Source organism: Deferrivibrio sp., assembly GCF_055117995.1.
The window spans coordinates 17026-37022 of the sequence record NZ_JBSQOT010000016.1 but is presented as its reverse complement, the minus strand read 5'-3'; the positions used below and the strand labels follow the sequence as shown (position 1 = coordinate 37022).

At 34.4% G+C, this 19997-nt stretch carries 24 protein-coding genes; 3 read left to right on the top strand and 21 right to left on the bottom strand.

From position 1 onward, the window contains the following. The first annotated feature begins 24 nt into the window (after window positions 1-24). The 3 genes from ACTCAF_RS06090 to ACTCAF_RS06080 are packed head-to-tail and all read left to right on the top strand — an operon-like array spanning window position 25 to window position 1539. On the top strand, window positions 25-894 hold the full coding sequence (locus ACTCAF_RS06090; RefSeq protein ID WP_463062405.1) for a hypothetical protein: 870 nt from the start codon (window positions 25-27) through the stop codon (window positions 892-894). Between the two features lie 56 nt (window positions 895-950). Beyond that, window positions 951-1226: an integration host factor subunit alpha gene (locus ACTCAF_RS06085; protein ID WP_463062404.1), complete on the top strand. Its 276-nt coding sequence runs from the start codon at window positions 951-953 to the stop codon at window positions 1224-1226. Then, on the top strand, window positions 1219-1539 hold the full coding sequence (locus tag ACTCAF_RS06080) for a MerR family transcriptional regulator (RefSeq protein ID WP_463062403.1): 321 nt from the start codon (window positions 1219-1221) through the stop codon (window positions 1537-1539). The genes ACTCAF_RS06085 and ACTCAF_RS06080 overlap by 8 nt, the downstream gene beginning before the upstream one ends. On the opposite strand, the gene ACTCAF_RS06075 is transcribed toward ACTCAF_RS06080, so the two are convergent. The 21 genes from ACTCAF_RS06075 to greA all read right to left on the bottom strand — a co-directional run bounded on the left by ACTCAF_RS06075 (window position 1528) and on the right by greA (window position 19986). Further along, window positions 1528-2811 carry a two-component system sensor histidine kinase NtrB gene (locus ACTCAF_RS06075; RefSeq protein WP_463062402.1) on the bottom strand — a complete coding sequence of 428 codons (1284 nt, stop codon included), beginning with the start codon at window positions 2809-2811 and terminating at the stop codon, window positions 1528-1530. The two genes, ACTCAF_RS06080 and ACTCAF_RS06075, sit on opposite strands and share 12 nt — an antisense overlap. Window positions 2812-3051: 240 nt before the next feature. Beyond that, window positions 3052-4260 (bottom strand): type II secretion system F family protein, encoded by a 1209-nt coding sequence (locus tag ACTCAF_RS06070; protein WP_463062401.1) that lies wholly within the window; start codon window positions 4258-4260, stop codon window positions 3052-3054. After that, window positions 4260-5348 carry a type IV pilus twitching motility protein PilT gene (locus tag ACTCAF_RS06065; RefSeq protein ID WP_463062400.1) on the bottom strand — a complete coding sequence of 363 codons (1089 nt, stop codon included), beginning with the start codon at window positions 5346-5348 and terminating at the stop codon, window positions 4260-4262. The genes ACTCAF_RS06070 and ACTCAF_RS06065 overlap by 1 nt, the downstream gene beginning before the upstream one ends. 12 nt (window positions 5349-5360) lie before the next feature. After that, window positions 5361-7055, bottom strand: a complete 1695-nt coding sequence (gene pilB, locus ACTCAF_RS06060) for a type IV-A pilus assembly ATPase PilB (protein WP_463062399.1) — start codon at window positions 7053-7055, stop codon at window positions 5361-5363. Further along, window positions 7052-7876, bottom strand: coding sequence for a shikimate dehydrogenase (gene aroE, locus ACTCAF_RS06055; protein ID WP_463062398.1), 825 nt, complete (start codon window positions 7874-7876; stop codon window positions 7052-7054). Before aroE ends, pilB begins: the two co-directional genes overlap by 4 nt. A gap of 2 nt (window positions 7877-7878) precedes the next feature. Continuing rightward, a complete protein-coding gene (locus ACTCAF_RS06050) occupies window positions 7879-8535 on the bottom strand; it encodes a DUF502 domain-containing protein (RefSeq protein ID WP_463062397.1) in 657 nt (218 codons plus the stop codon). Between the two features lie 5 nt (window positions 8536-8540). Further along, a complete protein-coding gene (gene upp / locus ACTCAF_RS06045; protein WP_463062396.1) occupies window positions 8541-9179 on the bottom strand; it encodes a uracil phosphoribosyltransferase in 639 nt (212 codons plus the stop codon). After that, window positions 9176-10411, bottom strand: coding sequence for a uracil-xanthine permease family protein (locus ACTCAF_RS06040; RefSeq protein ID WP_463062395.1), 1236 nt, complete (start codon window positions 10409-10411; stop codon window positions 9176-9178). The genes upp and ACTCAF_RS06040 overlap by 4 nt, the downstream gene beginning before the upstream one ends. A 21-nt stretch (window positions 10412-10432) precedes the next feature. Beyond that, entirely contained in the window at window positions 10433-11350 is a 918-nt protein-coding gene (locus ACTCAF_RS06035; RefSeq protein ID WP_463062394.1) for a 3'-5' exoribonuclease YhaM family protein, read from the bottom strand. 9 nt (window positions 11351-11359) lie between these two features. Then, window positions 11360-11611 (bottom strand): DUF4911 domain-containing protein, encoded by a 252-nt coding sequence (locus ACTCAF_RS06030; RefSeq protein WP_463062393.1) that lies wholly within the window; start codon window positions 11609-11611, stop codon window positions 11360-11362. After that, window positions 11611-11997, bottom strand: a complete 387-nt coding sequence (locus ACTCAF_RS06025) for a hypothetical protein (RefSeq protein WP_463062392.1) — start codon at window positions 11995-11997, stop codon at window positions 11611-11613. The genes ACTCAF_RS06030 and ACTCAF_RS06025 overlap by 1 nt, the downstream gene beginning before the upstream one ends. Then, window positions 11994-12419: a transcription antitermination factor NusB gene (locus ACTCAF_RS06020; RefSeq protein ID WP_463062391.1), complete on the bottom strand. Its 426-nt coding sequence runs from the start codon at window positions 12417-12419 to the stop codon at window positions 11994-11996. Before ACTCAF_RS06020 ends, ACTCAF_RS06025 begins: the two co-directional genes overlap by 4 nt. Before the next feature lie 3 nt (window positions 12420-12422). Next, complete coding sequence (gene ribH, locus ACTCAF_RS06015; RefSeq protein WP_463062390.1) at window positions 12423-12896, bottom strand: 6,7-dimethyl-8-ribityllumazine synthase; 474 nt, start codon at window positions 12894-12896, stop codon at window positions 12423-12425. An 11-nt stretch (window positions 12897-12907) separates the two neighbouring features. Continuing rightward, window positions 12908-14122, bottom strand: coding sequence for a bifunctional 3,4-dihydroxy-2-butanone-4-phosphate synthase/GTP cyclohydrolase II (locus ACTCAF_RS06010; RefSeq protein ID WP_463062389.1), 1215 nt, complete (start codon window positions 14120-14122; stop codon window positions 12908-12910). A gap of 78 nt (window positions 14123-14200) precedes the next feature. After that, window positions 14201-14836 carry a riboflavin synthase gene (locus ACTCAF_RS06005; protein WP_463062388.1) on the bottom strand — a complete coding sequence of 212 codons (636 nt, stop codon included), beginning with the start codon at window positions 14834-14836 and terminating at the stop codon, window positions 14201-14203. Then, window positions 14818-15969 carry a bifunctional diaminohydroxyphosphoribosylaminopyrimidine deaminase/5-amino-6-(5-phosphoribosylamino)uracil reductase RibD gene (gene ribD / locus ACTCAF_RS06000; protein WP_463062387.1) on the bottom strand — a complete coding sequence of 384 codons (1152 nt, stop codon included), beginning with the start codon at window positions 15967-15969 and terminating at the stop codon, window positions 14818-14820. Before ribD ends, ACTCAF_RS06005 begins: the two co-directional genes overlap by 19 nt. Beyond that, window positions 15962-16552: a glycerol-3-phosphate 1-O-acyltransferase PlsY gene (gene plsY / locus ACTCAF_RS05995; protein ID WP_463062386.1), complete on the bottom strand. Its 591-nt coding sequence runs from the start codon at window positions 16550-16552 to the stop codon at window positions 15962-15964. The genes ribD and plsY overlap by 8 nt, the downstream gene beginning before the upstream one ends. After that, window positions 16545-17630: a DUF362 domain-containing protein gene (locus ACTCAF_RS05990; protein WP_463062385.1), complete on the bottom strand. Its 1086-nt coding sequence runs from the start codon at window positions 17628-17630 to the stop codon at window positions 16545-16547. Before ACTCAF_RS05990 ends, plsY begins: the two co-directional genes overlap by 8 nt. Further along, window positions 17627-18178, bottom strand: coding sequence for a CDP-diacylglycerol--glycerol-3-phosphate 3-phosphatidyltransferase (gene pgsA / locus ACTCAF_RS05985; RefSeq protein WP_463062384.1), 552 nt, complete (start codon window positions 18176-18178; stop codon window positions 17627-17629). Before pgsA ends, ACTCAF_RS05990 begins: the two co-directional genes overlap by 4 nt. Continuing rightward, window positions 18168-19517, bottom strand: coding sequence for a sigma-54-dependent transcriptional regulator (locus ACTCAF_RS05980; RefSeq protein ID WP_463062383.1), 1350 nt, complete (start codon window positions 19515-19517; stop codon window positions 18168-18170). Before ACTCAF_RS05980 ends, pgsA begins: the two co-directional genes overlap by 11 nt. Next, window positions 19510-19986: a transcription elongation factor GreA gene (greA, locus tag ACTCAF_RS05975; RefSeq protein WP_463062382.1), complete on the bottom strand. Its 477-nt coding sequence runs from the start codon at window positions 19984-19986 to the stop codon at window positions 19510-19512. The genes ACTCAF_RS05980 and greA overlap by 8 nt, the downstream gene beginning before the upstream one ends. Window positions 19987-19997 lie beyond the last annotated feature (11 nt).

Sequence of the window (19997 nt, the reverse complement as noted above, 5' to 3'; positions counted from 1 at the left end):
GATTTCACCCCTTTTTAGATTAAAATGATTGAAATAAATCTTCTAAAATATCTTGATAAAAGCTTTTCGGAAATTTATGAAATTGAGCACTCAGTACAGGAGCAACCTCAAAAAAAGAAAAAGATTAGTTTTTTAAAACTCTACATAGTCACAGGTAGTGTCTTGCTTTTGCTTGCCATTATAGTGACTTTTTATCTTATAATCCATGAAAAACCATCACAAGAAGCAAACAATATTTCAATCCAAAAATTACCAATGTCAGATAATTACTCCAATACTATAAACAAAAAAGAAGAATACAAAATCATAGGGACCATAAATGTTTCAGATAATGAAAAATCAAATAACTTAGCATCAAAAAATAATGATAATAGCAAAACAGATACTAAAAAGATTGAGAAACTTAACGATACAAAGAATAAGGATATTGTTGCCACAGAAAAAACAGAGCCAATTTTACCCCAAAAAACCGACAGCAGTAACAATCAAAAAATCAAAAATATTTCCAGTTCAATATACGTAATACTGATAGACAACATTTCAGATAATGAGCTCAGGATATTAAAAAGCAGCATCAAGGATAAAAAAATCAGTATCATAAACAGTCTGAAAAAGAATGAAAAAATATGGGAATTATATATCCCTGCTTCAGGAACAAAAACATTTATCGGGCAACATGAGGTTAAAAAAATAGAAGAGTTTAGAACAAAAGATGATGCAATAAAATATGCAAAAAAACTAAATGAAAAGGTATTTATCAAGAGTAAAGAAAATATAATCAGATACCATACAGTGCAAATTTCTGATTTCCAAAACATAAATGAGGCTAAAAAATATACCGAAAAAATAACATTAAAGGGTAAAGTATTAAAAATACTAAAAAAAAGTAATTAAAATGTTGACTATAAAAAAAAATTGCTTTAAAACTTACGATAATACGGGGGTGCAATATGACAAAAGCTGAAATAGTAGAAAAAATTTACGAAGGTTTAGGTATTACCAAAAAAGATATCGCTGATGTTGTTGACAGAGTCTTTGAAATAATGAGAGAAGAAATTTTATCTAAAAATAACGTTAAAATTTCCGGCTTTGGCAACTTTGATGTGAAAGTCAGGGGAAGAAGAATTGGAAGAAACCCCAAGACAGGTGAAGAAAAGGTTATTGAACCAAGAACTGTTGTAGTCTTCAGACCAAGCCAACTTTTTAAAGAAGAGGTAAATGCATAATAACAAGATATATTATAAAATTAGTGAAGTTTGCTCTATAACCGATTTAAAGCCTTCTGTTTTGAGGTTTTGGGAAAAAGAGTTTAAGGAAATCAGACCTTTTAAAACAACTTCAAAGAGAAGGCTTTACACTCAGAAAAATATTGAAACTATCAATAAGATCAAAGATCTTTTGTATAACAAGCGCATGACTATAGAAGGTGCAAAAAAGGCTTTAAAAGACAGCAGTATAGCAACCGAGACTCAATCAAAAATAAACATTAACCAGATTAAAGAAGAATTAAGCAATATTTTAAAAATTTTAAGAAATTAGAGGAAATTTAAATTCTATTGCAAAACCACCTAAAGTTTCAGTATTATCAAATACATCGGCTTTTATTCCATATTTGTCACAGATTATTTTAATAACATATAGGCCAAGCCCGCTGCCAGTTTTTTTGGTAGTAAAGAAAGGTTTAAAAACCATGTTTTTAATTTCCTTGTTCATTCCGGGACCATCATCTTTATAATGCATTACCACATTATCACCTGTCTTCGTTATTGTGATAAAAATATTCACATTATTTTTTATTTGAAAGCTGTTTAAAACAAGATTCCAAACAACTTGTTTAATCTCACCTGCAGAGATATTTACCCTGAAATCATCTCCGGCTAATTCTATCACAATATTAATATCTTCAAATAGTTCATAATATTTGAGTTCATTGACAAAATTCTTTACAATGATATCCAGTGAAATGACCTCGTTTGTAAGCCTTTTGTCTTTAACAACCAGAAGAAGGTTATTTAATGTATTATCAAGCCTGCTGATTTCACGCTCGACTATGTTAAACAATTTTAAATTTTCAATTTTATTTTTTTTAAGAATTTGTAAACTCCCTTTAATCGCTCCCAAAGGATTTTTTATTTCATGAGCGATAATCGTTGAAAACTGTCCTAATATTGCAAGCTTCTCCTGTTCATGAAGCTGTGAGCGCAAATTTTCTTTTTCTGTAACATCCTGAAAGATAAATAATTCTCCCGAAAGCAAATTATCATAGTAAAAGGGTTGCAATTTATAGCCGATGAATTTGTTATTGTACTTTACAATTTCATCATCAGATTTAACATCCAGGATATCCGTCAATTTCTTTCCAACTATTGTTCCATTTACACTCAAAATTTTGTTTCCTGCATTATTGCAAGAAATAATGATGCCATTTTTGCTCAACAAAATTATTCCTATATCTATATTATCAAGAATGCTTTTATATAGATTTTCAATATATTTTAACTTTTCTTCAATATCCGCCTTTTCTTTATTTTTAATTGAATATACTTTATGCAAATACGATGTTAAGAGCATTATTATAACAAAGGACAATCCGTACTGAAAACCCCTTGCAACATATTCATTAACAATATTACTTTTTGTATGCAAATAAACACTTGCAGTAAAATAACTTATAATAATTATAAAACCTAAAATTGAAAATAAGCCGGCTTTTATACCTTCAAAAAAACACATGTAAATTATAATAATTGAATAAAATACAATATATGGGCTATCAAAAAAACCTGTACTTTTAACAAAATACGAAACCATCAACAGATCAAATAACCCTTGAACATAAAATAAAATAGTCTGACTGATAAAGTTTTGACCAATAAAAATAATTAATGAAAATATAGTTATAATAATAAAAAAATCCAATGAAAAAGGTGATGAAGCACCTGAATTAAAACCCGATATCAAATTAACCAAAACTATTGTAAAAAAAAGAAACAACCTTATGAGCAATATAAGGTTGTTAGTTTTGTTATTAATCATTCAAAAACTCAATTATTACTGTATTACATCACCTAGTTTAAATATAGGCAGATACATTGCAATAATAATAAAACCTACTGAGCCACCAACAATCAACATCAGCATAGGCTCTATCATCTTTGTAAGCCCTTCAACAGCTCTATCAACTTCATCATCATAAAAATCTGCTATTTTGGAAAGCATCTGGTCAAGTGCTCCGGTTTCCTCTCCAACAGATATCATTTGTGTAACCATAGGTGGGAAAACACCTGCTTTTTCAAGAGGATATACAATATTTTTACCCTGCTCGATATCGGCTTTGCTCTTGATAAGATGTTTTTCAATATATTTGTTGCCGCTTGTTTTAGCAACAATATCAAGTGCATCAAGTATCGGGACACCGCTATTTAAAAGAGTCCCAAATGTTCTTGAAAATTTTGCCACAGAAACTTTTTTCAACAAATCTCCAATTTTGGGAATTTTCAACATCATTCTGTCAATTACAAATTTACCTTTTTCTGTCCTTTTATACAATGTACTTACTGTTATCGAAGTAATCACTATTACACCTAATATAACTCCACCTCCATACCAGCTACCCAGAAACTCACTCAAATTTATCGTAAATTGGGTAAGAGCAGGAAGTGAGCCACCAAACCCTTCATACATCTCCTTGAATTTAGGAATAATAAAAACAAGAAGCCCCCAAACAACTGCAACAGCTACAATAAGAACAATAGAAGGATACATCATAGCTGCTTTGACTTTCCTTTTTAAAGATATCGCTTTCTCCATATAAATGGCTAATCTGTCAAGCACATTATCAAGCAAACCGCCTGCTTCACCTGCAGCAACCATATTAATATACAAATCTCCAAAAATAAGTTTGTACTTTTGCAAAGCCTTGTTGAATTGTGCCCCCTGCTCTATCTGATTTTTTATATCAGTAAACATTTTTCTCATTTTCTTCTTCGATGCCTGAGAAGCAAGTATGTCAAGAGATTTAACAAGTGAAAGACCTGCACTAATCATCGTGGCAAGCTGCCTTGTTGCAATTACGATATCTTCATCGGTAATTTTTTCGCCAAAGGAAAGTTCAAGATTTTTCCAGTCATATTTTAATTCTTCTACGTTTATTCTTCTGTTTTTAAGAGAGCTGAGAGCTTCATTTTTGTTATCAGCCACAATAACGCCATCAACAAAATTACCTTTGTCATCTTTCCCTCTATAAATAAACTTGGCCATCAAATCCTCCTGCCTCTGTTTACTCCTGCCCTATCTATCATCTGCCTTACCTCATCAGGATAAACTGCCTTGTTAACAGCATCATCATAAGAAATAAGCCCTTTTGAATATAAATTGAATAATGACTGACTCATTGTTATCATGCCGTGCTCACTTTGACCTGATTGCATCATTGAATAAATCTGGTGTAATTTATCCTCTCTTATAAGGTTTCTTATAGCAGAATTTGGAATCATTACTTCACAGGCGACAACCCTACCCTGATTATCAGCTCGCTGTAAAAGCTGCTGACATACAATCCCTTCCAGTACAAATGATAATTGAGCTCTTATTTGGGACTGCTGGTGAGGAGGAAAAACGTCAACAATCCTATTTATGGTTTGTATCGCACTATTTGTGTGAAGTGTACCTAAAGTAAGGTGACCTGTTTCAGATACAGTCAAAGCAGCTTCAATAGTCTCAAGGTCTCTCATTTCACCAATCAAGACTACATCAGGATCCTGTCTTAAAATATATTTTAGTGCTGTAGTGAATGTCTTTGTGTCGGCTTTTACTTCCCTTTGGTTTACCATAGCCATTTTATGAGGGTGCAGATATTCAATGGGATCTTCTATAGTAATAATGTGCACTTTCTTTTCACGATTTATCTTATCAATCATAGCTGCCAGTGTGGTAGATTTACCGCTACCGGTAGGCCCGGTAACTAGAACAAGCCCTCTTGGCTTTTCACAGAGAGTTGAAATAATTTGAGGCAAACCAAGCTCATCAAAACCTAACACTTCGTAAGGGATTTTTCTGAAAGCTGCTGCCACGGCACCCCTTTGCATAAAAAAGTTTGCCCTGAATCTACTTAATCCCTTTATACCGAAAGAAGAATCAAGCTCCATTTCCTCTTCAAATCTTTTCTTTTGTGCTTCGCTCATTATGCTGTAACACATTTGCTTGATAATGTTTGGTGTAAGTTTCTCTCCTTCCAATTTAACAAGCTCACCGTTAATTCTGTAAACCGGTGTAGAGCCAACAGTCAGGTGAAGGTCGCTTGCATTAAGTTCTATCATTTTTTGCAATAAATCCTGCAATGAATACATACTGCCCCCTTTTTAGTCAGCAAAAGTTACTCTTACTACCTCTTCTATTGAAGTTAAACCTTTTTTTACCTTTTCAAGACCACTTCTGCGAAGTGTAAGCATCCCTTCTTTCACGGCCTGTTCTTTAAGCTCTGTAGCAGTAGCACCTCGTAAAATTAACTCCTTAATTGAGTCAGAAATACCCATAACTTCATATAAGGCAACTCTTCCCTTATAGCCAGTGTTATTACACGCATCACACCCTTTCCCCCTATATGGTGTAAACTCACTTAACTCCTCTTTTCTAAAACCAACTGAAAGTAATGCTTCCTGAGGGAGTTTTATCTTTTCAGCGCAGTTTTTACAAATCTTCCTCGCAAGTCTCTGAGCTAAAATAACAACTGTGGATGATGCAACCAGAAACGGTTCTATACCCATATTCAAAAGCCTATTTACAGTACTTGGAGCATCGTTTGTATGCAAAGTAGAAAGAACAAGGTGTCCGGTCAGTGCAGCTTTGATTGCTATTTCAGCAGTCTCGTAATCTCGAATTTCACCTACCATAATTATATCAGGGTCTTGCCTCAAAAAGCTTCTTAGGGCTGCAGCAAAATTAAGTCCTATCTCATCTTTCATTTGTACCTGATTAATGCCAAAAATATTGTATTCTACCGGGTCTTCTGCAGTCATAATGTTAGTATCTTCCTTATTAAGTCTGCTAAGAGCTGAATATAGAGTAGTAGATTTACCACTACCAGTGGGACCAGTTACCAAAACCATACCATACGGACTTTCTATCCCCTTTAAGAAAACTTTTAGAGACTCCGGCTCAAAACCTAACTTTTCAAGGTCAAGTTGCAAGTTAGACTTGTCAAGAATCCTTAAAACAACCTTTTCACCATAAAGCACCGGGAGGGTAGAAACCCTCATATCTATAGCCTTGTTAGATATTTTTATTTTTATCCTGCCATCCTGCGGCAATCTTCTTTCGGCAATGTCAAGTTCTGCCAATATTTTGAGTCTTGAAGTAAGGGCATCCTTTATATTTTTGGGTGGCCTTATAAACTCGTGCATTACCCCATCAATCCTGAACCTTATCCTGAAATCCTTTTCATAAGGTTCCACATGTATATCCGATGCCCCCCTTTTCACAGCCTCAGTCAAAATATAATTAACCAATTTTACTATAGGGGCATCTTCCACTTCTTTTTTAAGCTCTGTAAGGTCAACTTCCTCTTCACTCTCCTCAAACTGAAGGTCAGCAATATCAAGATTATCAAACTCTGCCAAAACTTGCTCTTCGGCATCAGCCTGTTTATCCAGAAATTCCCTGATGGTAGATTCTACTGCCACAAAGGGTCGCACATTGAAGCCGGACACAAATCTCAACTCTTCAAGAGCATACACATTTGAAGGGTCTGCTATTGCCACTTTTATTGTTTGTCCTTCCCTGTCAAAAGGTATTACAAGAAACTTTCTACAAAGGTCTTTTGGAATCAGGTTCAATATTTTAGGCTCAATATGAACTGCAGACAAATCAACATACGGCACACTATACTGCTTGCTCAAAAACTCGGCTATCTTCTTCTCATCTACAAAACCAAGTTTTATAAGAATTGATCCTAACCTTCCCCCTTCTTTTTTCTGTACTTCAAGTGCTTTCTCAAGTTGCTCCTGAGTAATTAAATTTTCGCTGAGTAAAATAGCTCCTATCTTAGAAGAAATCATTTTCCCACCCGTTTATTATAAATAAATTTTGCAAGTTTATCCAAACTAACATCAATTTCAATATCATGAAAATAACTAAATGCCTTAACAGCCTGATATATTAACATATAAATTCCATCAGCTCTTTTTTCTACAAGAGAGTTATAAATAGATAAGAATGGCGTTTGAGAACTTACAGAATATTGAAAATCAAACGCAAACTCTCCGCAATTAATATTCTTCATATCAAAAAACTCTCCATTTTGAATCCCAACAGATGTGGTATTTATAATTATATCATAATAATTATTTTTTTTCAAAAAAAGTAAGTCATGTATATTAAATTTTTCAATTTTCATTTCTTTCAATAGGTTTTCAGTGTTTATAACCGTTCTGTTTACCACATCTACATGGCACCTTTTATCTTTTAAAAAGTAAAATAAAGCCCTTGATGCTCCTCCTGAACCAAGAACCAGTATCTTTTTGTTTTGAGGGCTTACAGAAAAAAGTTCAAAGGTTTTGATTATTCCATAAAGATCGGTATTATAACCGTATAATTTATTATTACTTATTTTAACTGTATTTACAGCACCAATTTCTTGTGCTTCTGTACTTAGCTCATTTAGGAATTTTATAACATCAATTTTATAAGGCAAGGTTACATTAAAGCCTTTAAATTTGAATCTTTTAAATTGATTAATTGTATCTTCCAACTCATTTCTATTTATTTCAAAACAACAGTAACCACCATTTATTAAAGACTTATAATAAAGATATGTATGAATTTTGGGTGATAAGGAATGCTCCAATGGGTATCCTATAAGTCCTGTATTACTATACATTTTCACTCTATCTTATTTTTTTGTCTTAACTCTTCCCTTATCTTTTCAGGAGAGAGAAGTCCTGCTGAGATAACAAATTTTACCCCCTCTTCAATCGTCATATCCAGCTCAATAATGGAATCATTTGGTATGATAAGTATAAATCCTGATGTGGGATTGGGAGTAGTTGGTATAAAAACATTGGAACATTTTTTCCCAATCCTGGAATTATAGTAATTTGACGACTCCTTTGTTACAAACCCCACTGAATATACCCCTTCTTTTGGATATTCAACCAAAACAACCTTTTTAAAATTTGAACCTGTTGGTGACTGAAAAGTATCTATAATCTGCCTTGTAGCGGAGTATATCCCTCTTATTAAGGGGATTTTAGAAAGAATTCTCTCAAAAAAGCCAATTACCTTCTTTCCAAAATAATTTTTTGCAAAAAGCCCTATGAAGAAAATTGCAATTATAAGAAATGACAAAGATAAAATGGCCTTTTGGGCATCTGTAAAATGAATATTAAAATAATTAGCCACTGTTTCAAGATATGGAATGAGAAAACCGGAAAGCTTTTTAAATATAAAACTTAAAAAGAAGTAAGTAACAATGACAGGCAATACAGTAAGTATGCCTGCCAGAAAAACATTTCTTAAATACGCCCTGAATCTCTTCATAAACCTTATTTAGTACCAAATAGTCTGTCCCCGGCATCACCAAGACCTGGGACAATATAACCTTTTTCATTAAGTTTTTCATCCAGTGCAGCAGCATAAACTTTTATATCAGGATGGGATTCACAAAACTTTTTAACCCCTTCAGGTGCTGCTATCAGACACATAAATTTTATGCTCTTTGCTCCTGCATCCTTCAGCATATTGGCAGCATAAACAGCTGAGCCTCCTGTTGCAAGCATAGGATCAATAAGTATAAAATCCCTGTCCTCACAGTTGGAAGGAATTTTAAAATAATAAGATACAGGTTTTAGTGTTTCCTCATCTCTGTAAAGCCCGATATGCCCAACTCTTGCAGATGGTACTAACTTCAATATTCCATCTACCATACCTATACCAGCTCTTAAAATAGGTACCAACACCAGTTTTTTACCTGCCAGTACCTTCGCTTTGGTTTTACAAATTGGTGTTTCTATTTCTACTTCTTCCAGAGGCATATCCTTTGTAATTTCATAAGCCATAAGCATAGCAACTTCATTTACAAGCTCTTTAAATTCTTTTTTACTTGTCTTTATATCTCTTATATATGTCAGTTTATGCTCAATTAAGGGGTGGGTAACAACAGTAAAATTTTTAGGCAAACTCATTTTTCAACTCCAGGTAAAATTATGTTCAATATTATTCCGACAAGCCCCGCAAGACCTATCCCACCAAGTGTAACTTTCCAAATAGATATTACCATATCACCTATGCCTATTACAAGTACAACGGAAGCTATAACAAGATTCCTTGATTTTGCCATATCAACCTTGTTTCTAACCAGTGAGCCAATTCCAATTGCAGCGATCATACCAAAAAGTAAAATTAAAATTCCACCCATAACAGGCACAGGTATAGTTTTCAAAATAGCGCCCAATTTGCCAAAAAAGGCAAGAACAATTGCAGTAATAGCTGCTATCCTCATATATACAACATCAGTTGCCTTTGTCAAAGCAACTGCACCTGTTACCTCAGAGTATGTCGTATTAGGTGGTCCACCCAATATACCTGCTACTGAAGTAGCAATACCGTCGCCAAGAAGTGTCCTGTGAAGCCCTGGATCCTGAATATAATTTTTACCGGTTACAGAAGAAATTGCAAGAACATCCCCTACATGCTCAATGGCTGGTGCAATGGCAACAGGTAAAATAAACATAATCGCTGCAAGGTCAAAAGTTGGCATGGCAAAACTTCCAGACTTCATGGCTTCAATCCATGGAATCATAAACCATTTTGCCTGGGAAACCGGTTCAAACGAAACAACTCCAAGTATCAGCGAAAGTATATAACCAACAACAATTCCGCTTAAAATGGGAATAAGACTTAAAACTCTTTTGCCATACATTACAACAAGAATTGCAGTAATCAGTGACACCAGTGAAATGATGACCGCCTTACCATCCATATTTCCTGAGCCATCAAAGCTCTTTGCCATATTGACAGCAACTGGCGCAAGTTTTAAACCAATCACCATTATAACCGGTCCTGTCACTATAGGTGGTAAATATTTTTCAATAGCTTTTACCCCACCCTTTTTAACAAGAAGACTGAATATAACATATGCAAAACCGGTAAAAAATAATGCACCAAGTGTCTTGGAAACACCAAAATTTTTCATTCCGTACTGAATCGGTGCAATAAATGCAAAAGAGCTTGCAAGAAAAACTGGAACCTTTGATTTAGTAATAAATTGAAAAACAAGGGTACCAAGCCCGGCAGTAAAAAGTGCAATAGATGGGTCAAGCCCTGTTAAAAGAGGAACAAGAACAAGAGCACCAAATGCTACAAAAAGCATCTGTACCCCTAAAATTAACTTTTTAAAACCCGCCACTTCCGTCATACATTCACCTCATCTTCATTATTAATCTTTATGTTTAAAAATCTGTCTCTCCAGCAACCTATCGTAACTGCTCCAGCCACTTTGCACCTTTTCTTTATCAAAGAGCATAGTAAAATTGTTTATTTTTGCATCAAGGTCATCAATATGATGAAGAATAAGCGCTTCATAAGTCTTCGGTTTTTTAATAGCCCCAAACTCAATGTATCCATGATGACTTGCGATAAGGTGTAAAATCAAGTTTGCTTTATTTGCAGGAAAATTCTCGATATTATCTATGTACCTCTTTACTAAGTCAATTCCAAGAAGCAGATGCCCTAAAAGTTTACCGGAGTCAGTGTAGTCAAACCCTTTAGCTATATCCAGCTCAAAAACTTTTCCTATGTCGTGAAAAACCGCTCCAGCTATCAAAATATTTTTATCAATATATTCACTGTAATAGTCCGATAGCAATACACCAAGTCTCACTACTGAAAGCGTGTGCTCAAGAAGACCACCAACATAAGCATGATGCACGTTTTTTGCTGCAGGATGTCTTGAAAATTGCTCTATCGTTTTAGTATCTTTAAAAAACTCATCCATAAGCTTTTTAACAAAATCACAATCAATATTATCATAAACAATTCTTTTTAGTTCATTCAACATACTTTTGGTATCAAACTTTGACTTTGGAAGAAAATCATATAAGTCATCGATCGAGCCTTTTATCATGTTATTGATTTTAATTTGAAGTTGGCCGTTGTAATTTTGCAGGCTTCCATTTATTTCGACAATATCCCCCTTCTCCGGTTCAAATTCCAACTTATTGCTATCAAACATAATGCCACTGTATTGTTCCCCCTGGGAATCAAGAAGCACCACTCTTATATAAGGTCTATCGTCCTTTGTAAAACTTTTAACCAATTCAAAAATCATATATTTTTTATTTAAACTAAGTTCCATCTTATCTCCTTACCAATTATCTACACTTTCTGTTTTCTCTTCACTTATATTATCAATCTTATACCCTTCACCCTTCAAAGCATCAATAACTTCATAAAGATATTTTTTCATAAAATCATTTGTATAAACAGCCACAAGCCCTTCTTTAGGATCAATAGTTCTTACTATGCCAATCCCCTCATAAGAATCTATTATACTGTTTATATACACTATATCTTTGATATTAATAACAAACTTAATCTTTATAGTCTCAAATTTCATTAAACAAACTCCACCAGTACTATTTTTTTACCGATATCATTAAACAAGTCCATATTAAAATGTCTGCTATTTTCTATAAATATGGTATCAAACTCAGAGGATTTTATGAAATCAAATAATTTGTGATCAGCTGTCAAATTCTTAAAGTCAGCTAAAAAAAAACCTTCAGTCAAAAAAAAACTGTTTTTCCTTATAAAAAAAGGCTCTATAATTTTTTTAAAATTATTTACAGTTTCATATATAAAATTGTTAAAAATAATATCCATCAAAATTGAAACCCCTCTTGGAATCTTATTTTCAAAATCATAATCTATAATCAAGGGGTAAATGTCAGATGAAAGCAAAGGCTGAAAATTTATTTTAACTTTATCAAACTGTAATGTCATCTCTGCCTATCACCTATTTCCTGCTCTACACTTGCCACTATACCTCTGACAAAAGACGCAATCTTCTCATCTGCATATTCCTTTGCAAGCTCACCATAGTCATTGTTTATTACATAAATAGGTGTGCCGGTATTTAATAGCTCGTGTAAAGCAGCTCTTAAGATACACTTTTCAATAGTGCCAAGCCTGTCAAAAGTCCAGCCATCTTTCAGCTTATTTTTGTACAAATTATCAAGGAAGTCTTTATTTTTTGCAATATTCAAAAACATTTCATTTGCTTGTGAAATAATATTTTTATTTTTAACATTCTCACTAAGCCAGTATATTTCTGGTATTTTTGCAAAATCATCATCCATTATTTCAAACTGATAAATCATTTTAAAAACATGGTGTCTTATTGTAGTCCTAAACTGTTTCTTCACTTTCTATAAGCTCTCTTTTCTCAAAAGATTTACAAATTCAAGAGCCGACATGGCAGCTTCAGCTCCTTTGTTACCTGCCTTTGTCCCTGCCCTTTCAACAGCCTGCTCTATAGTATCAGTGGTAAGCACTCCAAATATTACTGGCACACCGGTATCATATCCTGCTTTTGCAACACCTTTTGCAACTTCCGATGAAACATATTCAAAATGAGGCGTAGAGCCTCTTATAACAGCACCCACAGCGATAACGGCATCATACTTTTTTGTATCAGCAAGTTTTTTACACATCAAGGGAATCTCAAATGCTCCAGGTACTTTAAAAACCTCTATATCTTCCTGACTTACCTCATGTCTTAAAAGAGCATCAACCGTACCAGCCACAAGGCTTTTCACAATAAAATCATTAAACCTTGAACATACAATTGCAAATTTAAACCCTTTGCCATTATAATTTCCTTCTTTTATTACGTAATTCATACTTTACCTCACTATCTATTTATGTCATGCCCCATTTTTTCTATTTTTGTTTTTATATAATTTTCATTTTCAGGCCTAATACCGCAAACAACCGGCACCCTTTCAACAATTTCGAGACCATACCCTGAAAGACAGTGTATCTTTTTGGGGTTGTTGGTAAGAAGCCTGATTTTCCTGACTCCAAGAAACTTTAGTATCTGAGCGCCAAAGCCGTAGTCTCTCAAGTCAGCACCAAAACCAAGATGCAGATTAGCATCTACTGTGTCAAAACCTTCCTCCTGGAGTTTGTAAGCCTTTATTTTATTCAAAATACCAATTCCTCTTCCTTCTTGAAACATATAAAGTACGATTCCACACCCCTCTTTTTCAATCATTTCCATAGATGCCTGAAGCTGATCGCGGCAATCGCATCTGAGTGACCCGAAAACATCCCCTGTCAAGCACTGGGAATGTACCCTTACAAGCACTTTATCAGCAGCACTTATATCCCCTTTTATTAAAGCTACCGCCTCTTGTCCATCCACCTTGCTTTTAAAACCTTTGATTATAAAATCTCCAAACAGTGTCGGCATTTTAGCTACAGCTGCTTCCTCAATAATTGTCTCATGGTCAGTCCTGTAAGCTATAAGATCTGCAATTGTAAGAATTTTTATACCATGCTTTTTTGCAAATTCTTCCAATTGAGGCATTCTTGCCATTGAACCATCATCATTCATTATCTCGCAAATTACTGCTGCAGGAGTAAGACCTGCCATCCTTGCCAGATCAACGGAGCCCTCTGTTTGCCCGGCCCTCACAAGTACTCCTCCATTCCTGGCTCTCAGAGGAAAAATATGGCCTGGTCTTGCAAGGTCTTCTGGCTTTGTAGCCGGATTTATAGCAACTTTTATAGTATGTGCCCTGTCATAAGCCGATATACCGGTAGTAACCCCTTCCCTTGCCTCAATAGATACGGTAAATGCAGTCCCAAATCTTGCCGAATTGCTTCTATTGTCAACCATCAAAGGCAATTCAAGTCTGTCACACATCTCTTCTGACATACTCAAACAGATAAGTCCCCTGCCATACTTTGCCATAAAATTAATGGATTCAGCCGACACAAAGTCAGCAGCTATCATCAAATCACCTTCATTTTCCCTATCTTCATCATCCACAAGGATAATCATTTTACCTTTCTTTATATCTTCAATAGCTTCTTCAACAGTGTACCTTACGCTTTGGTCCATAAAAACTCCCGTATATTAGTTAACCTTATTAAACTATCTCTAATATTCAAAACTATCAAGAAAAAAATTAACAAATTTTCAGCCAAGCAAATTATAAATCCCTGATTTCAGGGAATTTTCATTTGTCCCTTTTTCCACAAGCCTGGCAATATATCTTGCAATTATATCAACCTCAATGTTTACTGGAGCTCCAGCTCTCTTGAATTTTAGATTTGTATTTTCAAAAGTGTGAGGAATAACTGCAACACTAAGTATATTGTTTTTTATATCAGCAACTGTAAGGCTTATCCCGTCCAGTGTTACAGAGCCTTTTACGGCGATAAACTTATCAACACTACTATCGTACATAACCCCAATTTCATAAGAGCTACCCTTTTTTGCAATATTGACAATACTCCCAACACAGTCAACATGCCCGGATACAAGGTGTCCGCCAAGCCTTGAGCTTAAAGTAAGCGCCCTTTCAAGATTCACAAAATCATTGGTTTTAAGATTTTTTAAAGAGCTTTTCAACAATGTCTCGTAGCTTAAGTCAGCCCCAAAAGTCTCATTCTCAATTTTTGTTGCAGTGAGACAAACACCGTTTACTGCAATTGAATCCCCTGGTAAAGTTCCATCCAGTACTTTTTTGGCTTCAATAGATATTACGGCGTCTTTCCCTCTTATACTAATATTTTTTATTCTACCAAGCTCTTCTACAATCCCTGTAAACACCTGTTTCTCACCTTTTCTGTCAATTCAAGCACATATTTTTTATAATCAGTCAAGCTTGCGGATATAAGCAAATCTTTTTCAATAAATTTATATTCATAATCATAAAATTTTATACACTCATCAATACTGTTAAATTTAATACCGCCAAAAGATGCAACACCATCCCCAAGTATTTTAGGTGCAATAAAGATATTCAATTTATCAACCTTTTTCATCTTTAGAAAGCTGCCAAAAATGCGGGAGCCTCCTTCTACAAGAACATTCATAATATTCATTTTAAGTAATTCTTTTGATACAAAGTCCAAATCAAGTCCAAAATCGCCCCTTTTGCAAGGGATAAGTGTCACACCAATATCTTTTAACATTTTCCACTTATCAGAGTCTTCATTCTCACCGGAAGTAAAAACTATCAAATACTCCGCAAAGTTTTTGACAAGCTTAAACTCCGGACTAATTCTCAAATCAGTATCAAGCACAACTTTAAATGGCTCTCTATAACTTTTTATAAGCCTTACATTTAACTCCGGGTCATCTTTTAGTACGGTATCTGTCCCCACCAATACGGCATCACTTATGCTTCTGAGATAATGAGCATAAGTTCTGGAAGATTTATTTGTTATCCATTTAGAGTGCCCATTTTCAAGAGCTATTTTACCATCAATACTTTGAGCTACTTTTAAGGTATAATAAGGTTCTTTCTTATAAATAGTTTTTGCAAAATCTTCTATCAAAGATGCGCAAATTTTCTCAGCAAAACCTATATAAACTTCGATACCATTTTTCAAAAGTTCATTAATTCCATTACCCGCATTCACCGGATTAGGGTCAACTACCCCCACAAAAACACGTTTAATCCCTGACTCTATAATTTTTTTTGTACATGGTGGGGTTTTGCCAAAATGAGAGCAAGGTTCAAGGGTTACATACAAATCAGCTCCCTGCACATTTACAGGTGAATTATCAATAGCCTCCACCTCTGCGTGGGGATTTCCAAATCCTGTATGATATCCTCTTGATACTATCTTTGAACCCTTCACCACACATGCGCCTACTATCGGGTTTGTTTTGTTATCCCCCTTACCAAGAAGTGCAAGCTGAGCAGCTTCTTCCATGACTTTATGAGGATTAATCAACTTTTTCTCCTATTTTTTTCTCAGTACCATTTATTATTCTTTTGATATTATCTTTATGCTTATAAATCACAAACAACGCTACGAAAAAAGTAAATATTATAAAATTTGAGTTTTTCTCGGTAAACAACACGGTAATCAGCAATGTTATTGCAGCCAAAACAGAGCCAAGAGATACCATCTTAAAAATACCAACAGCAACAACAAACACCAAAAGAGCAAAAACTACACTTTTCGGACTTAATGCCAAAAAGACTCCAAGACCTGTGGCAACCCCCTTTCCCCCTTTAAAGTTAAGAAAAATGGTGTAAGTATGACCTAAAATAAGAAACAAAGCACATAATAGAAGAAAATCAGTGCTGTAACTTTGCTTAAGAATCAACAATGGGACATAAGACTTCAGCATATCAAGCAAAAATGATGAAATAAATCCCCATTTCCCCAGTACTCGCCCGGCATTTGTTGCACCCACATTTTTACTTCCAACAGTCCTTAAATCAACCCCTTTGAAAATTTTTACAATAATATAAGAAAAAGGGATAGAGCCGATAAAATAACACAATACAAGCAGCAATACACTAATCATTTACAATCACCCTATGAAAAAATGACCTTTTAAGATCTATTGCACCAGACTCACATACTTCATGACAACAAAAACATTCTATACAGGCTTTTTTATCAATAATCACTTTGCCGTCATCGCTTTTCTTAATAGCATACACAGGACAACTGTTCAAGCACAATAAACATCCAATGCATTTTTTATTTACTTCAGGTTTCACATATATATTGTTTGCCACAAATTTCTTTAAAAAGTTTGGAACTTTCAACGATTTCCTTGATAGCGGTATCTTTATTTTTCTGGAAATTTTATCACCGGTAATAGTAAATTTATATACGTCATCATTTTTCAAAGCCGATTTATTTGTAAGGCAAAATCCTCTTCCAAGCCCCAGTATATCACACACTGCCATATCAAGACAGACGGCGTTATCTGAAGCAGCTACAAAGTTAAGTGCCACGGGACTCCCTCTTGAAGGCCCATCCCCTTCATGGGCAATAATACCATCAAGAATATGAATACATTTATTTTTGACAATATCATACACTTTAAAAATTGCATCCGCAAGTTTCTCATCTACAGGGTTTTTACGATGAAAATTTACTTTATTTGTTCCTGGAACAAGTCCAAAAAGGTTTTTAACTGCAAGGGTCAGGCCTGTAAGTGAATGAGTTTTTAATTTCGGAAGATTTATAATCAAATCAACATCATTAATAATTGAAGATATAATGGTATCATCAATCAATAAAGGTTTAAAATTCTCAATTTTTACAATTTTAACCCTTTCATCCTCACATACCTTCTTTATGCCAGTTATTTTTAACACTTTATCATAATTTTTAAAGTTTGCTCCGGGGCTATCTCCAAGCAGTATTTCAAAATTACCAATTTCTCTTAATGCCTTGATAACCACCCTGATAAAGTCTGGATGTGTTGTAACACCTCTTTCCGGAATGCTTGCCTGCAATATATTTGGTTTTAAGAGGATTTTCCTGACATTTTTAAAAGCATCAAAATATTCAAGAAAAAAATTTTTTATAAATATTTCGAGGTCAGCGTGAGCATAAGAATTAATTTCCCTAATGTATACCTTATTCATTTACTCTGTGAGAAAAATTTTAAATAGTATTCAACTGCGGAATAAATGGAAAGCACTACAGACAAATATATAAGTATCTTGCCAATCAGTAAAATATCAATGCCAAAAAGTGAATTTTTATAAGTAAGAAATCCAACAGCAAGCATTTGAAATGTAGTTTTTAGTTTACCTGAAAATCCTGCAGCAATAATTTTACCTTTACTTGCTGAAAAATCCCTCAAGGCACCCACCGCAAAATCTCTCGAAAGAAGGATAATAACAATAAGCCCTTCAACTCTGCCAAGCTCCATCAGTACTATAAGAGATGAAGCAACAAGAATTTTATCAGCAACAGGGTCCAATATTTTACCAAGGTCAGTTACTATATTATATTTTCTCGCAACATAACCGTCGATAAAATCCGTAAGTGAAGCAACAGTAAATACAATTGTCGCCATAATATTCGTAAAGGGCCTGTCAAAGTATAAAAAAATTATATATATAGGGATTAAAATTACCCTTAACATGGTAAGCTGATTTGGGAGATTAAAGTTGCTTTTATTTAACATCGTACTTTTCCATTTTATATCTGAATGTCCTCAGAGTAAGTCCTAACAATTTTGCCGCCTTGCTCTGATTATTTTTAGTAACTTCCAGTGCCTTTCTTATATACTTTTCTTCAATTTTTTCAACCAAACTTTCAAGATTTACAGGAAGTTTTAACTCAGAATTCACATCAACATTCAGACTGTCGTCAAAAATATGCTCTGAAATACTCGAAGGCAAGAGTTTATTTGACTTTTCAACCACAACTGCTCTTTCAATGATATTTTCAAGCTCTCTGACATTACCGGGATAATCATACTTTTTAAGCATCTCCATAACTGCAAATGAAATATCGCCTATCTCTTTATTTAAAAGCCTTGCATATTTGTTTAAAAAATGTTTTGCAAGATATGGGATATCAACCTTTCTCTCCCTTAAAGGCGGGATATAAATATTTACAACGTTAAGTCTGTAGAAAAGATCTTTTCTGAAATTGTTTTTTTCAATTTCTTCCAATAAATCCTTGTTTGAAGCAGCAATAACCCTCACATCAATATCTATAAAAGTTGTGCTGCCAATAGGTAAAATCTTTCTCTCCTGCAAAACCCTCAAAAGTTTAACCTGCAAAAAAAGGGGCATATCCCCTATTTCATCCAGGAATATTGTGCCATGATTTGCAATCTCAAATAGACCTTTTTTTTCCGATACAGCGCCTGTGAACGCACCTTTTTTATAACCAAAGAGCTCTGCCTCAAGCAAATCTGACGGTATTGCACCACAGTTGATAGCTACGAATTCCCTATCCTTTCTTTTGCTCAACTTATGGATAGCCCTTGCCACAACCTCTTTACCTGTCCCGCTCTCACCGGAAATTAACACAGTCGAATCGGTAGCCGCCACATCGAGTATATTTTTTTTGACCTTTAAAATACAATCACTTACCCCTACAATCTCTTTCAAATCCTCACAACACTCACTTTCGTCCCCTTTAACATTAAATTCATTTAAAATATTCTTAATTATATCGATTAATTTTGCCGTATCAAATGGTTTTGTAATATAGTCCACAACTCCAAGTTTTATGGATTCAAGAGCGGTTTCCGTATTCGCATATGCAGTCATTAAGATAAAAGGGATCCTAATCCCGATTTCCGAGGCAAGGCGAGGAATCTGCAGCCCATCCTCGTTGCCAAGCATAAGGTCAAATAAAACCAAATCAACCTTCTCACTTTTTAGAATTTCTATCGCAGAGTTTATAGATTTTGCAGTAAAGACGCCAAAACCTTCATCTTTAAAAAGTATTTCAAGAAATTCTCTAAAAGACTTTTCGTCATCTACTACAAGAATGTTATATTTAAGCATCCTTTGATATTTTTATAATTTCATATTCAATTTCACCGCCAGGAGCATTAACCACCACTTCATCTCCAACCCTTTTCCCTATAAGAGCTCTTGCAATAGGCGAAAAAACAGATATATAACCTTTTGAAATATCACTTTCGTCAGGACCAACTATTCTATATTTTTTTATCTCGTCACTTTCAATATTTTCTATTTCCACATACACGCCAAAAACAACCTTGTCGGTACTTAAATTATCCGTATCTATAATTTCAAATTTACCCATTTTGCTTTCAAGTTCAGCAATTTTCGCTTCAATCATCCCCTGCCTTTCTTTTGCCGCATCATACTCAGCGTTTTCACTCAAATCGCCGTGCCCTCTGGCCTCCTTTATGGCTTCAACAACAGCACGCCTTTCAACAGTTTTAAGCCTTTCAAGCTCAGCTTTTATTTTCTGAAAACCTTCTCTGGTAATTGGTATCCTGTCCATCTATTCCTCCA

What these genes read in the sequence shown, in the direction of transcription:
- ACTCAF_RS06080 (WP_463062403.1), top strand. Translation starts at nt 1,219, where the DNA reads ATGCATAATAACAAGATATATTATAAAATTAGTGAAGTTTGCTCTATA.
- pilB (WP_463062399.1), bottom strand. Translation starts at nt 7,055, where the DNA reads ATGATTTCTTCTAAGATAGGAGCTATTTTACTCAGCGAAAATTTAATT.
- ACTCAF_RS06035 (WP_463062394.1), bottom strand. Translation starts at nt 11,350, where the DNA reads ATGGAACTTAGTTTAAATAAAAAATATATGATTTTTGAATTGGTTAAA.
- ACTCAF_RS06090 (WP_463062405.1), top strand. Translation starts at nt 25, where the DNA reads ATGATTGAAATAAATCTTCTAAAATATCTTGATAAAAGCTTTTCGGAA.
- pgsA (WP_463062384.1), bottom strand. Translation starts at nt 18,178, where the DNA reads ATGTTAAATAAAAGCAACTTTAATCTCCCAAATCAGCTTACCATGTTA.
- aroE (WP_463062398.1), bottom strand. Translation starts at nt 7,876, where the DNA reads ATGTATAGTAATACAGGACTTATAGGATACCCATTGGAGCATTCCTTA.
- plsY (WP_463062386.1), bottom strand. Translation starts at nt 16,552, where the DNA reads ATGATTAGTGTATTGCTGCTTGTATTGTGTTATTTTATCGGCTCTATC.
- ACTCAF_RS06040 (WP_463062395.1), bottom strand. Translation starts at nt 10,411, where the DNA reads ATGACGGAAGTGGCGGGTTTTAAAAAGTTAATTTTAGGGGTACAGATG.
- ACTCAF_RS06010 (WP_463062389.1), bottom strand. Translation starts at nt 14,122, where the DNA reads ATGGACCAAAGCGTAAGGTACACTGTTGAAGAAGCTATTGAAGATATA.
- ACTCAF_RS06075 (WP_463062402.1), bottom strand. Translation starts at nt 2,811, where the DNA reads ATGGTTTCGTATTTTGTTAAAAGTACAGGTTTTTTTGATAGCCCATAT.
- ACTCAF_RS06070 (WP_463062401.1), bottom strand. Translation starts at nt 4,260, where the DNA reads ATGGCCAAGTTTATTTATAGAGGGAAAGATGACAAAGGTAATTTTGTT.
- greA (WP_463062382.1), bottom strand. Translation starts at nt 19,986, where the DNA reads ATGGACAGGATACCAATTACCAGAGAAGGTTTTCAGAAAATAAAAGCT.
- ribH (WP_463062390.1), bottom strand. Translation starts at nt 12,896, where the DNA reads ATGAATTACGTAATAAAAGAAGGAAATTATAATGGCAAAGGGTTTAAA.
- ACTCAF_RS05980 (WP_463062383.1), bottom strand. Translation starts at nt 19,517, where the DNA reads ATGCTTAAATATAACATTCTTGTAGTAGATGACGAAAAGTCTTTTAGA.
- ACTCAF_RS06030 (WP_463062393.1), bottom strand. Translation starts at nt 11,611, where the DNA reads ATGAAATTTGAGACTATAAAGATTAAGTTTGTTATTAATATCAAAGAT.
- ACTCAF_RS06025 (WP_463062392.1), bottom strand. Translation starts at nt 11,997, where the DNA reads ATGACATTACAGTTTGATAAAGTTAAAATAAATTTTCAGCCTTTGCTT.
- ACTCAF_RS05990 (WP_463062385.1), bottom strand. Translation starts at nt 17,630, where the DNA reads ATGAATAAGGTATACATTAGGGAAATTAATTCTTATGCTCACGCTGAC.
- ACTCAF_RS06050 (WP_463062397.1), bottom strand. Translation starts at nt 8,535, where the DNA reads ATGAAGAGATTCAGGGCGTATTTAAGAAATGTTTTTCTGGCAGGCATA.
- ACTCAF_RS06065 (WP_463062400.1), bottom strand. Translation starts at nt 5,348, where the DNA reads ATGTATTCATTGCAGGATTTATTGCAAAAAATGATAGAACTTAATGCA.
- ACTCAF_RS06085 (WP_463062404.1), top strand. Translation starts at nt 951, where the DNA reads ATGACAAAAGCTGAAATAGTAGAAAAAATTTACGAAGGTTTAGGTATT.
- upp (WP_463062396.1), bottom strand. Translation starts at nt 9,179, where the DNA reads ATGAGTTTGCCTAAAAATTTTACTGTTGTTACCCACCCCTTAATTGAG.